Annotated in this window: 11 protein-coding genes and 1 pseudogene; 3 read left to right on the forward strand and 9 right to left on the reverse strand. The window is 74.1% G+C overall.

Translation table 11 applies throughout. From position 1 onward, the window contains the following. Positions 1–1056: DUF2510 domain-containing protein (locus tag ACFIF2_RS27290; protein WP_395575885.1), on the reverse strand; the 1056-nt coding region annotated here is incomplete at its 3' end. Positions 1057–1331: 275 nt separating this feature from the next. Between ACFIF2_RS27290 and ACFIF2_RS27295 the strand changes: the two are divergent. Continuing rightward, positions 1332–4011, forward strand: a pseudogene (locus ACFIF2_RS27295) (ATP-binding protein). Between the two features lie 36 nt (positions 4012–4047). Here ACFIF2_RS27295 and pcaD read toward each other — a convergent pair. Genes pcaD through ACFIF2_RS27330 form a run of 7 tightly spaced genes read right to left on the reverse strand, consistent with a single transcriptional unit; the run spans position 4048 to position 10502 of the window. Continuing rightward, a complete protein-coding gene (pcaD, locus tag ACFIF2_RS27300) occupies positions 4048–5169 on the reverse strand; it encodes a 3-oxoadipate enol-lactonase (RefSeq protein WP_395575886.1) in 1122 nt (373 codons plus the stop codon). Beyond that, positions 5166–6503, reverse strand: coding sequence for a 3-carboxy-cis,cis-muconate cycloisomerase (gene pcaB / locus ACFIF2_RS27305; RefSeq protein ID WP_395575887.1), 1338 nt, complete (start codon positions 6501–6503; stop codon positions 5166–5168). The genes pcaD and pcaB overlap by 4 nt, the downstream gene beginning before the upstream one ends. Further along, complete coding sequence (pcaG, locus tag ACFIF2_RS27310) at positions 6500–7105, reverse strand: protocatechuate 3,4-dioxygenase subunit alpha (protein ID WP_395575888.1); 606 nt, start codon at positions 7103–7105, stop codon at positions 6500–6502. Before pcaG ends, pcaB begins: the two co-directional genes overlap by 4 nt. Before the next feature lie 6 nt (positions 7106–7111). Continuing rightward, positions 7112–7885 (reverse strand): protocatechuate 3,4-dioxygenase subunit beta, encoded by a 774-nt coding sequence (pcaH, locus tag ACFIF2_RS27315; RefSeq protein ID WP_395575889.1) that lies wholly within the window; start codon positions 7883–7885, stop codon positions 7112–7114. Positions 7886–7903: 18 nt separating this feature from the next. Continuing rightward, a complete protein-coding gene (locus ACFIF2_RS27320) occupies positions 7904–9106 on the reverse strand; it encodes a thiolase family protein (protein ID WP_395575890.1) in 1203 nt (400 codons plus the stop codon). Continuing rightward, positions 9103–9747: a CoA transferase subunit B gene (locus ACFIF2_RS27325; protein ID WP_395575891.1), complete on the reverse strand. Its 645-nt coding sequence runs from the start codon at positions 9745–9747 to the stop codon at positions 9103–9105. Before ACFIF2_RS27325 ends, ACFIF2_RS27320 begins: the two co-directional genes overlap by 4 nt. Next, complete coding sequence (locus ACFIF2_RS27330; protein ID WP_395575892.1) at positions 9747–10502, reverse strand: CoA transferase subunit A; 756 nt, start codon at positions 10500–10502, stop codon at positions 9747–9749. The genes ACFIF2_RS27325 and ACFIF2_RS27330 overlap by 1 nt, the downstream gene beginning before the upstream one ends. A 221-nt stretch (positions 10503–10723) precedes the next feature. Between ACFIF2_RS27330 and ACFIF2_RS27335 the strand changes: the two genes are divergently transcribed. Beyond that, positions 10724–11188, forward strand: a complete 465-nt coding sequence (locus tag ACFIF2_RS27335) for a MarR family winged helix-turn-helix transcriptional regulator (RefSeq protein WP_395575893.1) — start codon at positions 10724–10726, stop codon at positions 11186–11188. A 15-nt stretch (positions 11189–11203) separates the two neighbouring features. Here ACFIF2_RS27335 and ACFIF2_RS27340 read toward each other — a convergent pair whose 3' ends face one another. Further along, positions 11204–12172 carry a DUF3048 domain-containing protein gene (locus ACFIF2_RS27340; protein ID WP_395575894.1) on the reverse strand — a complete coding sequence of 323 codons (969 nt, stop codon included), beginning with the start codon at positions 12170–12172 and terminating at the stop codon, positions 11204–11206. A gap of 209 nt (positions 12173–12381) precedes the next feature. On the opposite strand from ACFIF2_RS27340, the gene ACFIF2_RS27345 reads away from it, so the two are divergent. After that, positions 12382–13572, forward strand: a complete 1191-nt coding sequence (locus ACFIF2_RS27345; RefSeq protein WP_395575895.1) for a zinc-dependent alcohol dehydrogenase — start codon at positions 12382–12384, stop codon at positions 13570–13572. Position 13573 lies beyond the last annotated feature (1 nt).

Consider the following 13573-nt stretch of genomic DNA (forward strand, 5'->3'; position numbering starts at 1 on the left):
GGTGCCGCCGCCCCCGCCGGCGTCCACCTCGATGCCCTTGGTGATCTCGTCGATCACCGTCTGCCGCTCCTCGACGTCGACGCCGAAGCGGACCACGACGATGCGCTCGGGGTCGGCGGGCGCGGGGAAGGCGAGCGACTCGACGTAGCCGTCGGACCCCTCCTCGGTGACCGCCTTCCAGCGGACCAGGTAGCCCTTCTGTCCGGCGACGGTGACCGCCTTGGAGGCCAGTTCCTCGTGGGAGGTGATCCCGCCGTAGGACTCGCCGCCGTAGGACTCCTTGGCGTTGGCCTCGATGTCGGCCTTGGCGACCTCCTCGGCGGTGGTGCCCTTGGTGCCCAGCACCACCGCGGGAGCCGAGTAGGCACCGCCCTTGGTGCAGGTCTTGGAAGTGTCGCCGGGGCACTTGTAGGCGTCGTCCGACGTCACGGTCGCGCCGACCTCCAGCTGCTGCCCGGACCAGCCGTCCGGGATGGGCAGACTGATCCCGCTGACCGGGTCCGTCACCGAGCCGCTGTCGATCGTGGGCGGTTCGGACCGCTCCGGCGAGTCGGGCGCGGGCGACTCACCGCCCTCGCCGCCCTCGCCGCCACCGGAGTCGCCGAACGGGTCGTTCCGGTCGTCGGGGCCGGACCGGTCCCGTGGCGAGGACACGCTGTCACCGCCCGAACCGCCGTCGGCCAGCACGTACACGCCGACCCCGATGCCGGCCAGTACGGCCACGGCCGCGGCGACGGCTATGCCGGTACGCAGCCGGCGCCGCCGCGCCGACGGCGGCGGCTGGGCGGGGTACCCCGGATAGCCGGGATGCACGGGATACGGCGCGGGGGCCGCGCCGAACATCGGCTGCTGCTGCGGCTGTTGCTGCTGCTGCGGAGAAGAGGTGTCCGGCTGCGGCTGTGCCGTCGGTCGCGCGGGAGGCTCCCACGCGGCGGCCGGCCCCGCGGGACGGACCTGGTCCGTCCACGCCTTGCCGTCCCACCAGCGCTCGGTGGCGGGACCGTCATTCTTCTGTCCGGGGTCCGGGTACCACCCGGGAGGAGTCGCCTGCGTCATGAGCACACCGTATGAGGCGTCGGTGAAAGGGGGATGAGAGGCCCGGCGGGAACCCGGTCCGGACGGCGGGACCCGTCCCCGCCGGCACCGCCCGGGACGCCGGGTTGACGGCCGCCGGCCGGTGCCGTCGCTGATGGCGGGCCCCGCGCGTCGTCCGCGCTTTACCGCATGTCACCCGTCACGGCAACTGCTGTCCGGAGCACCCACCACCGGCGCGATCGGGCGGCTAGGCTCAGGCCCTGTACGTCATTCGGGCGACTTGGGGAGGTAGCGGGATGACGGAGGTACGGCGGGCGGTCGCCGCCTCGGCCTCCCTCTGGGAGCGCGACGAGGAAGTCGCCACCATCACGCGCGCGGTGGACGCCCTGTGCGCCGACGGCGCCTCCTCCGGCACCCTGCTGGTGGCCCGCGGCGAGGCCGGGCTGGGCAAGACCGCCCTGCTCGCCGAGACCCGTCGCATCGCCGAGGCCCCGGGGCTGCGCCGTCTGGTCGGCACGCGGCGGCGAGACCCTCAGGTCCGTCCCCTTCAACGTCGTACGCCAACTGCTCCAGCCCGCGCTGGTCTCCATGCTCCCCGAGGAGGCGCGCGAGTACCTCGGGGACTGGTACGACATCGCCGGCCCCGCCCTCGGCATAGCCGACCCCGGCGAGCGGCAGGCCGACCCGCAGGGCGTGTGCGACGGACTGGTCGCCGCCGTCCGCCGGCTCGCCCGCCGGGAGTGGCCGCTGGTCCTGCTGATCGACGACGCGCACTGGGCCGACCAGGAGACCCTGCGCTGGCTCGCCGCGCTCGCCGAACGCCTCGACGAGACCTCCGTCCTGGTCGTCATCGCCCGCCGCCCCGGCGACATCAGCGGCGAGCGGGCCCGGCTGCTGGACGCGGCCGTCGCCGCGGGCCGGCCTCTCGCCCCGCTGAACGCCCTCACCCCCGACGCCACGGCCGGCCTCACCCGCGCCACCCTGGGCGCCCACGCCGACGCCGCGTTCTGCCGGGAGGTGTGGGCCGTGACCGGCGGCAACCCCTACGAGACCGTCGAACTCCTCGCCAAGGTCCAGGACAGCGAACTGGAACCGGTCGAGGCCGAGGCCGAGGAACTGCGCGCCCTCAACCGCTCCGCCCGGGGCGGCGGGCTCGTCGCCCGGCTGGAACAACTCGGCGTCGACTCCACCCGGTTCGCCTGGGCCGCCGCCATCCTCGGCAGCGGCATCACCGTCGACATGGTGGCCCGGCTGGCCACCCTCGACCGCCAGGACGCCGCCCGCTGCGCCGAACTGCTGCGCAACGCCCGTATCCTCTCAGCGCCCGACCCCGCCGCCGGACAGCCCGCCGCGGGCGAGCTGGAGTTCGTCCACCCGCTGATCGCCACCGCCGTCTACAACTCCATCCCCGACGCGCTGCGCACGGCGATGCACGGCATAGCGGCCCAGCTGGTCACCGACTCCGGACTCGGCGCCGCGGCGGCCTCCCGGCACCTGCTGCGCGTGCACCCCGACGACGACCAGGAAGTCGTGGAGCAACTGCGCGACGCCGCCCGCGAGCACCTCGCCGTCGGCGCCCCCGACGCGGCCCGCCGCTGCCTCGAACGCGCCCTGCAGGAACCGCCGCTGCCCGACACCCACGCACGGGTGCTCTACGAACTGGGCTGCGCCACCCTGCTCACCGCGCCCGCCACCACCATCGGCCACCTGCGCACCGCCCTCGCCATGCCCGGCCTGGACGGCGACCAGCGCGTCAACGCCGTCTTCCGGCTCTCCGAGGCGCTGCTGCACAACAACCAGCTGGAGGAGGCCGTCCGCACCGTCCGGGCGGAGGCCGCGCGCAACCCGGACCCCGCCGTGCGGCTGCGGCTCCAGGCCGTCCAGTACATGTGGGAGGGCATCCACCCCGGCGAGACCTCCTCGCCCGGCCGGTCCGAGCGCCTCGCCGAACTCGCCGGCACCTGCACCGGCCGGGACAACGCGGAACGCGCCCTGCTCATCCTGCGCGGCTTCGACGCCATGACCCGCGGCGAGAACGCCGAGGTGGTCGTCGAACTGTGCGACCGGGCCCTCGTCAACGGACGCCTCGCCCCCGGGCTCGGCTGGACCGACACCGAGTGGGGCCTGGAACTGCCGATGATGCTGGCCGCCTCGTACGCCTACACCGACCGCCTCGACCGCGCCGAGGCACTGTTCACCGAGGCCCTGAGCACCTACGAGAGCGCCGGCTGGAGCGGCGGTCACCTCGCCCTCGCACACGCCTACGTCGGTCTCGGCCACCGCCGGCGGGGCCGGCTCAGGGAGGCCGAGAAGTCCCTGCGCGCGTCGCTGCGCATCGCCGAACGGGTCGGCCGCGGCCTGCCGCTGTACTGGTCCGCCACCTGCAACCTGATCGACACGCTGCTCGCCCGCGGCCACGTCACCGAGGCGCGGACCGTGGCCGACCGGTACGGCTTCGACCCGCCGTACCCGTCCACGATCGTGCTGCCCGACCCGCGCCCCGTGCGGGCCCGGCTGCTGCTGGCCACCGGCCGCACCGAGGAAGCCGTGGGCGAGCTGGAGACCGCCGAGAAGGCGGCGGCCACCCGGGGCAGCCACAACCCCGTCGTCCACCCCTGGACGACCGAACTGGCCCGCGCCCTCGCCTCGCGGGACCCGGGCCGCGCCGCCCGGCTCGTCACCGACGCCCGCCGCCAGGCCGAGCGCTTCGGCACGGACACCGCCATAGGGGAGGCCCTGCGCTGCGCCGCCGCGCTGGAGACCGGGCAGCGCGCCGTCCGGCTCGCCGCGCAGGCCGTCACCTACCTGGAGGCCTCGCCCTGCCAGTACGAGCACGCCGCCGCCCGCGTCGAGTACGGCATCGCGGCCCGCTCGGCGGCCGAACTGCGCCGCGGCCTGGCGCTGGCCGAGTCGTGCGGCGCGGACGGCCTGGTGGCGCGGGCCCAGGAGGCCCTGGCGGCGGGGCAGGTGGGCTGAGGCCGGGCGGGCGGGTGGGGTGAGGGTGAGGCCGGGTCAGCGCGTGCCGCCGTCCTCCTCGGCCAGCACCCGCTGGGCCGCGGCGAACGCCGAGTTCGCCGCCGGCACCCCGCAGTACACCGCCGTCTGCAGCAGCACCGCGCCGATCTCGTCCGGCGTCAGGCCGTTGCGCCGCGCCGCCCGGACGTGCATGGCCAGCTCCTCGTAGTGGCCGTGCGCGACCAGCGCCGTCATGGTGACCATGCTGCGCTCGCGCCGCGAGAGGGTCTCGTCGGTCCAGATCTCGCCCCAGGCGTAGCGGGAGATGAAGTCCTGGAACCGGGCGGTGAAGGGGGACTGCCGCTCCTGCGCGCGGTCCACGTGCGCGTCGCCCAGCACCTCGCGCCGTACCGCCATGCCCCGCCGGGCCCCGCCGTCGAAGTGCGCCCGCAACGCGGTCAGCACCGCCTCGGGCCGCTCGGCCGGAGCCAGGTGCGAGGCGCCCGGCAGCTCGGTCAGTGCCGCGCCGGGCACCGCGTCGGCGATCTCCCGCAGATGCGCGGGCGGCGTCGCGGGGTCCTCCCGCCCGGCGATCAGCAGCGTCGGCACGGAGATCTCCGCCAGCCGGTCCCGCAGGTCGAACGCGGCCAGCGCGTCGCAGCAGGCGGCGTACGCCCCGGGGTCGGCCTCCCGGTGGTCCCGGACCAGCTCCGGCACGGTGAAGCCCGGGGTGAACCAACGGCCGTCCGCGTTCTCGGCGAGCTTCGCCAGCCCCTCCGCGCGCACCGTCGCGGCCCGCTCCTCCCACGCCTTCGCGCCGTTGAAGTGCGCCGACGAGCAGACGACGGCCAGTGACGACACCCGCTGCGGGTGGTGCACGGCCAGGTGCAGACCCACGGCGCCGCCCAGCGACACCCCGGCGTACGCGAACCGCTCCACGCCGAGCGAGTCGGCCAGCGCGAGCACCAGTGCGGCCAGGTCCCCGACGGTGGCACCCGGCCCGATCAGGTCCGCCGCCGAACCCCCGTGGCCCGGCAGGTCCCAGCGGATCACCCGGTGCGCGATGGACAGTTCGGGCGCCACCTTGTCCCACAGGGCGTACGAGGTGCCCAGCGAGGGCCCCAGCAGCAGCGGGGGAGCCAAGGCGGAGCCTTCGGTCAGGTGGTTGAGGAGGGTCAACGTCGCTCCAGAGCACGGTCGGTGAGGGCTCCGGCGGAGCCGGTGTAACGGGCGGGGTCGGTCAGGGCGTCGAGGTCCAGTCCGGACAACTCCGGTACCTCGGCCAGCAGTTCGGCCAGGCCGCGGTCCTCGGCGTAGGTGCGCCGGGCCAGTTCGGTGAGCAGCGCCTTGGCGCGGGCCCGCCCGAGCACCGGCGCCAGTTCGGCGGAGAGCCGCTCGGACACGATCAGCCCGTGCGTGAGGCCGAGGTGGGCGCGCATCGCGTCCGGGCGCACCTGGAGCGACTCGGTCAGCTCGGCCGCGTCGCGGGCCGCGCCGCCGGTCAGCCGCAGCAGGTCCCGCAGCGGCTCCCACTCGGCGTGCCAGGCCCCGGCCGGCCGCTCGTCCTCGGCCGCCAGCGACCCGTACAGCGTGGCCGCGAGCTGCGGCGCGCGCCGGGCGGCCGCCGCGATCAGCGTGGACCGTACGGGGTTGGCCTTGTGCGGCATCGCGGAGGAGCCGCCGCCACTGCCCTCGGCGACTTCGCCGATCTCGGTGCGGGACAGCGTCAGCACGTCCGCGGCGATCTTCCCGAGCGCCCCGGCGGCGAAGGCGAGGCACCCGGCCAGGTCGGCGACCGGGGTGCGCAGGGTGTGCCAGGGCAGCGCGGGAGCCCGCAGCCCGAGTTCCCGCGCGTACGCCGCCGGCAGCGCGACCGGGTCCGTGGCGCCGTACGCCCCGAAGGCGGCCAGCGTGCCCGCCGCGCCGCCGAGCTGGGCGGGCAGCGTGTCGCGCACGGCGGCGGCGCGGTCCCGGGCGTCGAGGACCAGCGTGCGCCAGCCGGCCGCCTTCAGACCGAACGTCGTAGGCACGGCGTGCTGGGTGAGCGTCCGGCCCGGCATCGCGGTGTCCCGGTGCCCGGCCGCCAGCGCGGCCAGCGCCCGTTCCGTACGGCCGAGGTCGGCCAGCAGCGGGTCCAGGACGCGGGCGGCGACCAGCATCGCCGCCGAGTCCAGGATGTCCTGGCTGGTCGCACCCCGGTGCACGTACGGCCCGTACTCCTCGCCGACCGCCCGCGTCAGGTCGGCGACCAGCGGGATGACCGGGTTGCCGCCTGCGCGGGCGCGCTCGGCCAGCGAACGGGCGTCGAAGCGGTCCGGGTCGGCGGCCTCGGTCACCGCGGCCGCCGCCTCGGCGGGGGCGAGCCCCAGCCCGGCCTGGGCCCGGGTCAGGGCCGCCTCCGCGTCCAGCAGCGCCCGCAGCCAGGCGCGGTCGTCGGTCGCGTCGGCGGCCGGCGAGCCCGCCCACCCGGGGGCGAGCAGGCCCGTGCCGGAAGCCTCGGGAGCTGATGTCACTGGAACTCCAGGAAGACCGTCTCGCCTTCGCCCTGAAGGCGGATGTCGAAACGGTACGTCCCGGTGCCCTCCTCCGTGGCGATCAGCGTGTCGCGGCGCTCCGGGTCCACCCGCGACAGCAGCGGGTCGGTGGCGAGCGCCGCCTCGTCGCCGGGCAGGTAGATCCGGGTGAACAGGTGCACGAGCAGCCCGCGCGCGAACACGCACACACTGACGTACGGCGCGCTGTCCCCGCGTGCCCCGGGCCGCAGCGTCCGCGCGTACCAGTGGCCGTTCGCGTCGGTCTGGATGCGGCCGAAGCCGGTGAACTCCACGCCGTTGCGGCCGAGGAAGCCGCCGGAGGCCGGGTCGCGCCGCATCGAGCCGTCGGCCGTCGGCAGTTCGCCGTCCGGGCCCGGCCCCCACAGCTCCACGAGGGCGTCCGGCAGCGGCCTGCCCTCGCCGTCGAGCACGTACCCGTGCACGGTGATCGTGTCCGGGTGCCCGAGGGGCGCGATGTCCTCGCCGCCCCGGAAGGGCAGCGCGTACCCGTAGAACGGACCGACCGTGTGCGACGGCGTGGGCAGCACGCTCTGAGGGCTGCTGGTGTCGATCTTCGTCATGGCGGGTCAGCGTCCTTCTTCGATCCAGGTGGCGTTCGGGCCGTCGAGCACGATGTCCCAGTGGTAGCCGAGCGAGAACTCGGGCACGGACAGGCTGTGGTCGTACGTCGCGACCAGCCGCTGCCGGGCGGCGTCGTCCGTCACGGACTGGAGGATCGGGTCGTACGCGAACAGCGGGTCGTTCGGGAAGTACATCTGCGTCACGAGCCGCTGCGTGAACGCCGAGCCGAACACCGAGAAGTGGATGTGCGCGGGGCGCCAGGCGTTGACGTGGTTGCGCCACGGGTAGGGGCCGGGCTGCACGGTGGTGAAGCGGTAGAAGCCGTCGTCGTCGGAGAGGGTGCGGCCCACGCCGGTGAAGTTCGGGTCCAGCGGCGCGTCGTGCTGCTCGCGCTGGTGGGCGTAGCGGCCGGCCGAGTTGGCCTGCCAGATCTCCACGAGCTGACCGCGCACGGGCTTGCCGTTCCGGTCGAGGAGGCGGCCGGAGACGGTGATGCGCTCGCCGACCGGCTCCCCGGTGTGCTGCCGGGTCAGGTCGCTGTCGATCTCGGTGATGTCCCGCTCCCCGAAGGCGGGCGAGGACAGCTCCACCAGCTCCGGGTCCTTGGTGACGTCGATGGCGACCGGCGGCTGTTTCGGGTGCCGGAGCACCGAGGAGCGGTACGGGGCATAGTCGCGGCGCGGGTGGTGCTCGACGGGCCCGCCGTCGGCGACCCGCTTCTCGTACGCGGCGTGCTCGGCCGCGATCTCCGCGTCGATGTCGTGCTGGGTGAGAGTCATCAGGGTTCCCGTGGGTGACTAGCGGTCGAGGACCAGGGCGAGGCCCTGACCGACGCCGATGCAGAGGGTGGCGATGCCGGTGCCGCCGCCCTTGCGGGCGAGCTGGTGGGCGACGGTGCCGGCGAGGCGGGCACCGGAGGCGCCCAGGGGGTGGCCCAGCGCGATGGCTCCGCCCTGGGGGTTGAGGATTGCGGGGTCGAACTCGGGCCACTCGGCGACGCAGCCCAGCACCTGGGCGGCGAAGGCCTCGTTCAGTTCGAGGACGTCCAGGTCGGCGAAGGTGCGGCCGGCCTTGGCCAGGGCGCGGTTGACGGCTTCGACGGGGGCGAGGCCGAAGTAGTGCGGGTCGGTCGCCGAGACGCCGGTGGCCCTGATCCGGGCGAGGGGTTCGCGGCCGGTGGCCTTCAGCCCTTCCTCGTCGACGAGGAGGAGGGCCGCCGCGCCGTCGTTGAGCGGTGAGGCGTTCCCGGCGGTCACCGTGCCGCCGGTCTCGCGGAAGGACGGCTTGAGCTTCGCCATCGCCTCCAGGGACGCGGTGGGGCGTACGCACTCGTCGGCGGCGAAGTCGACGGGGTCGCCCTTGCGCCGCGGCACCGGGACGGGCGTCAGCTCACCGTCGAACAGGCCGTCGGCCTGGGCGCGGGCGGCCTTGAGATGGGAGGCGAGGGCGAACTCGTCCTGCTGCTCCCGGGTGATCTTGTGCTTGTCGGCGATCAGCTCCGCGCTCTCGCCGAGCGGAATGGTCCACTGCGGGTTCATGGTCGGGTTGGTCATGCGCCAGCCCAGCGTGGTGGAGTACAGCTCGGTGTGCCCGGCGGGGAAGGGCCGGTCCGACTTGGGCAGCACGTACGGCGCCCGCGTCATCGACTCCACACCGCCCGCGACGGCGATCGAGGCGTCGCCGACGGCGATGGCGCGGGCCGCCTGGATCACCGCTTCGAGGCCGGAGGCGCAGAGCCGGTTGACGGTGACGCCGGGCACGGTGGTGGGCAGGCCGGCCAGCAGGGCGGCCATGCGGGCGACGTTGCGGTTCTCCTCACCGGCGCCGTTCGCGTTGCCGAAGTACACGTCCTCGATCCGGGAGGGGTCCAGGTCCGGCGTACGGGCGACCAGTTCCCGGATCGCGTGCGCGGCCAGGTCGTCCGGACGCACCCCGGCCAGGCCACCGTTGTACTTGCCGAACGGGGTGCGCACCGCGTCGACGACGTAGACGTCCTTCACTTGGCTTCCTCCGCGACGGTCAGCTTTGCGTCGGTCTTGGCGACGACCTCGTCGACGCTCACCCCGGGGGCGGTCTCGGTCAGGACGAGTCCGTCGGCGGTGACGTCCAGGACGCCGAGGTCGGTGATGATCCGGTTCACGCACGCCTTGCCGGTGAGCGGCAGCGCGCACTCCTCGAGGATCTTGGGGGAACCGTCCTTGGCGGTGTGGGTCATCACCACGATCACCGTGCGCGCCCCGTGCACGAGGTCCATCGCCCCGCCGATACCGGTGATCATCTTCCCCGGGATCGCCCAGTTCGCCAGGTCGCCCGCGGCGGACACCTGCATCGCGCCCAGCACGGCGACGTCGATGTGCCCGCCCCGGATCATCCCGAAGGACAGCGCCGAGTCGAAGAACGAGGCGCCCGGCAGGACGGTCACGGTCTCCTTCCCGGCGTTGATCAGGTCCGGGTCCACCTCCGCCTCGGTCGGGTAGCGGCCGGTGCCCAGGATGCCGTTCTCGGACTCCAGGGTCACCTCCACGCCCTCGGGGAGGTAGTTGGGGATCAGGGTGGGCAGACCGATGCCGAGGTTGACGTACTGCCCGTCCTCCAGCTCCCGCGCCGCGCGCGCGGCCATCTCCTCACGTGTCCAGGCCATCAGCCGCTCACCGTCCGCCGCTCGATCTTCTTGTCCGCCGCCTGCTCCGCCGTCAGCGCGACGACCCGCTGCACGAAGATCCCCGGCAGGTGCACCGCGTCCGGATCGATCTCGCCGGGCTCGACCAGTTCCTCCACCTCGGCGACGGTGATCCGTCCGGCCATGGCCGCCAGCGGGTTGAAGTTCCGGGAGGACTTGGCGAACACCAGGTTCCCGTGCCGGTCGCCCCTGGCCGCCCGCACCAGCGCGAAGTCGGTGCGGATGCCGCGCTCCAGCACGTACTGGGTGCCGTCGAACTCCCGCACCTCCTTCGGCGGCGAGGCCAGCGCGACCCCGCCCGAGCCGTCGTAGCGCCAGGGCAGCCCGCCGTCGGCGACCTGCGTGCCCACCCCGGCCGGGGTGTAGAAGGCGGGGATGCCGGCACCGCCGGCCCGCAGCCGCTCGGCCAGCGTGCCCTGCGGGATCATCTCGACCTCCAGCTCCCCGCCCAGGTACTGCCGCGCGAACTCCTTGTTCGCCCCGATGTAGGACCCGGTCACCCGCGCGATCCGCCCCGCGGCCAGCAGCACCGCCAGTCCGGACTCCATCGCCCCGCAGTTGTTCGAGACCACCGACAGCCCGCCGGTCCCGCGCTCGTACAGCGCCTGGATCAGCACGTTCGGCACACCGCTCAGCCCGAAACCGCCCACCGCCAGCGACGCGCCGTCCGGCACGTCGGCCACCGCCTCACCGGCCGTGGCCACCACCTTGTCCATCCGAGAAGCCCCATCTCTTCCAAGCGCCCGGGACCGCGAACCGATCGCGAATTAATCAGGGCACTGAGTATTTCAGCGAGGTTTCCCACACGCTGCCACCGGACGGCCGGGGCGTCAAGACCTGCCAAAGCGCGAGGTAGATCGCATGGCGCGGTGCCGGGTGCTCATCGGTCGCCCGGGGTATCGTCAGTGCACCAACAGAAGTGACCACAGGAGCGCACATGGCCGCGGTCGACCTGACCACCCATCCCGGGCACCTGGCCCGGCGGCTGCAGCAGGCGCACCACCTGCTGTGGAACACGATGGTCTCGGAGGAGACCACGTCACCGCAGTTCGCCGTCCTCAACGCGCTGGTCGCCGAGCCCGGACTCGATCAGCGCACGGTGGGGGAGCGGGTGGGACTGGACCGGTCCACCATCGCCGAGGTGATCAGCCGGCTCGGCCGCCGCGCGCTGCTGGACAAGGTCCGCGACCCGCAGGACGGCCGCCGGTTCCTGCTGCGCCTGACCGACGAGGGCCTGCGGGTCCACCGCAAGCTCGCCGTGCGCACCGCCCGGATGAACCAGGTCTTCCTCGCCCCGCTCTCCGCCGACGAGCAGGCGGTCTTCTTCGACCTCATCCGCCGGGTCGCGGACGCCGCCGAAGGGCTCCGCAACCCGGCCGAGCCCGCGGTGGCGCCGGGCTGATCCGTCGGGGGGCTCCTACGTCGCGTCGACGAACACCACCCACACCTGGCCCTCGGCGAGGTCCAGCGGGGCGCCGTCACCGGTGGTGAGGGACGTGCCGTCCGAGGCCGCGCCGCGCTTCCACCGCCCGTCGTACGCGCGTCCGTCCCGCAGCACCTCCGCCTCCCCTGAGCCGACCGACTCGACGTACGGGGAGTGGTTGCCCCGCGAGTCCCTCAGCTCCGAGTCGCGCACGTCCACGTGCTGCACCACGACCGTGGCCGGTGCCAGGCGCCCGCCGTCGGTCGTCCGGGCCGGGGTGCCGTCCATCGAGACCAGCCAGCGGTCGCGGCTCGCGGACCAGGTGAAGGTGAAGGAGGCCGACGGGTAGCGCACCGTGTGGGAGGCCTCGGCACGGCCGCCGCCGGGGGCGTCGCCGTAGTGGAAGCCGGTGGTGAGGGCGGCGCGGCCGGCGGGCTCCGGAAGCAGGCGGCCGGGCCGCACGTAGAGGTTGTGCGGGGCGGGCCGGTCCTCGTCGCGCACGTAGGCGCCGGAGTCCTCGCCCGGCGGCTCGGCGCGCAGGGGCGCGTCGTCGATGAGCGGCAGCAGTCTGCGCTGCGCGCCGGAGAACGCCAGCGTCGGCCGGTCGAACTGGCGCAGCAGTTCCAGGTCGGACTCGCGGGCGCTGCGCACCGGCCCGACCGACTCCGGCAGCCCGGTCGCGTAGACGGCCATCAGGCGGCTCAGCCCGCCCTCCACCGGCTCGACGTAGACCAGGTCGGCGGCTCCCAGACCCGTCTGCGGGCGGGCGGCGGGCACGTTGTCGACCTTCACGGCGAGGACCGGCGCCGAGGCGCCCGCCGCGCTGCGCGAGGGCTTGGGCTCGGGCGCCCGCGGGTCGTCGTCCGGCCCCGGCCCGGCCGTGCAGCCCGCCGCCAGCGAGACCGCCGCCACCGCCGCGGCCAGCACCGCGCCGCCGCGCCGCCTGTGCGTCCTTCGTCGCATTCCGACCACCCGTCCGCCCATCCCGTGTCATCGATTGTGTGCTCCTGGAAGCATTCAGTGCCATACCTGAACGAATCTGATCTGGCACGCGGGAACCGGTACATAATCCGCTGTTCGGACGAAACCGGCGGCGGTTCGGTGGCGCGCCCCCCGGGTACCCGGCCGCCACGCAGGACCGACGCGCACGGCGACGGAGGGAGCGCGAGGCGATGAAGGCAGTGACGTGGCAGGGCAAGCGGGACGTGCGGGTGGAGGAGGTGCCCGACCCGAGGATCCAGGAACCGACGGACGCGGTCATCCGCGTCACGTCCTCCGGGCTGTGCGGCTCCGACCTGCACCTGTACGAGGTGCTCACACCGTTCATGACACCCGGAGACATCCTCGGCCACGAGCCCATGGGCGTCGTGGAGGAGGTCGGCCCCGAGGTGACCGCGCTCAGGCCCGGCGACCGGGTCGTGGTGCCGTTCCAGATCGCGTGCGGACACTGCTACATGTGCGGCAACGGACTGCCGACGCAGTGCGAGACCACCCAGGTCACCGGCGAGGGCATGGGCGCCCAGCTCTTCGGCTACACCCGCCTGTACGGCGCCGTCCCCGGCGGCCAGGCCGAGTACCTGCGCGTGCCGCAGGCCCAGTACGGCCCGATCAAGGTGCCGGAAGGACCGGCCGACGACCGCTTCGTCTACCTCTCCGACGTCCTGCCCACCGCCTGGCAGGCGGTCGAGTACGCCGCCGTCCCGCAGGGCGGCAGCGTCGCCGTGCTCGGCCTCGGCCCGATCGGCGACATGGCCTGCCGGATCGCCCGGGCCAAGGGCGCCGGCCGGGTGTTCGGCGTCGACCTCGTCCCCGAGCGGCTGCGGCGGGCCCGCGAACGGGGCGTGGAGACGTACGACCTCCGGTCCTTCGACAACGAGAAGGAACTGGTCGCCGCGATCCAGGACGAGACCGGCGGACGCGGCCCCGACGCCGTGATCGACGCGGTCGGCACCGAGGCGCACGGCGGCGCCGCCGCCAAGCTGATCCAGTCGGCCGCGGCGGTGATGCCCCGGGCCATCGGCGGGCCCCTGGCCGAGCGGTTCAGCGTCGACCGGCTCGCCGCCCTCTACACCGCCATCGATCTCGTGCGGCGCGGCGGCACGATCTCCCTGTCCGGTGTGTACGGCGGGATGGCCGACCCGATGCCGATGCTCACCCTGTTCGACAAGCAGATCCAGCTGCGGATGGGCCAGGCCAACGTACGCCGCTGGAGCGACGAGATCATCCCCTACCTGACGGACGAGGACCCGCTCGGCGTCGACGACTTCGCCACCCACCGGGTGCCGCTGGCCGACGCGCCGCACGCCTACGAGATGTTCCAGAAGAAGCAGGACGGCGCGGTCAAGGTGCTCATGAAGCCGTGAG

The sequence above is a fragment of the Streptomyces sp. BK79 genome, from assembly GCF_044142145.1.
GTDB lineage: Bacteria > Actinomycetota > Actinomycetes > Streptomycetales > Streptomycetaceae > Streptomyces.

Coding starts and splice junctions, on each gene's coding strand:
- ACFIF2_RS27330 (WP_395575892.1), bottom strand. CDS start 10,502: ATGGACAAGGTGGTGGCCACGGCCGGTGAGGCGGTGGCCGACGTGCCG.
- pcaH (WP_395575889.1), bottom strand. CDS start 7,885: ATGACTCTCACCCAGCACGACATCGACGCGGAGATCGCGGCCGAGCAC.
- ACFIF2_RS27335 (WP_395575893.1), top strand. CDS start 10,724: ATGGCCGCGGTCGACCTGACCACCCATCCCGGGCACCTGGCCCGGCGG.
- ACFIF2_RS27345 (WP_395575895.1), top strand. CDS start 12,382: ATGAAGGCAGTGACGTGGCAGGGCAAGCGGGACGTGCGGGTGGAGGAG.
- pcaG (WP_395575888.1), bottom strand. CDS start 7,105: ATGACGAAGATCGACACCAGCAGCCCTCAGAGCGTGCTGCCCACGCCG.
- ACFIF2_RS27340 (WP_395575894.1), bottom strand. CDS start 12,172: ATGCGACGAAGGACGCACAGGCGGCGCGGCGGCGCGGTGCTGGCCGCG.
- ACFIF2_RS27325 (WP_395575891.1), bottom strand. CDS start 9,747: ATGGCCTGGACACGTGAGGAGATGGCCGCGCGCGCGGCGCGGGAGCTG.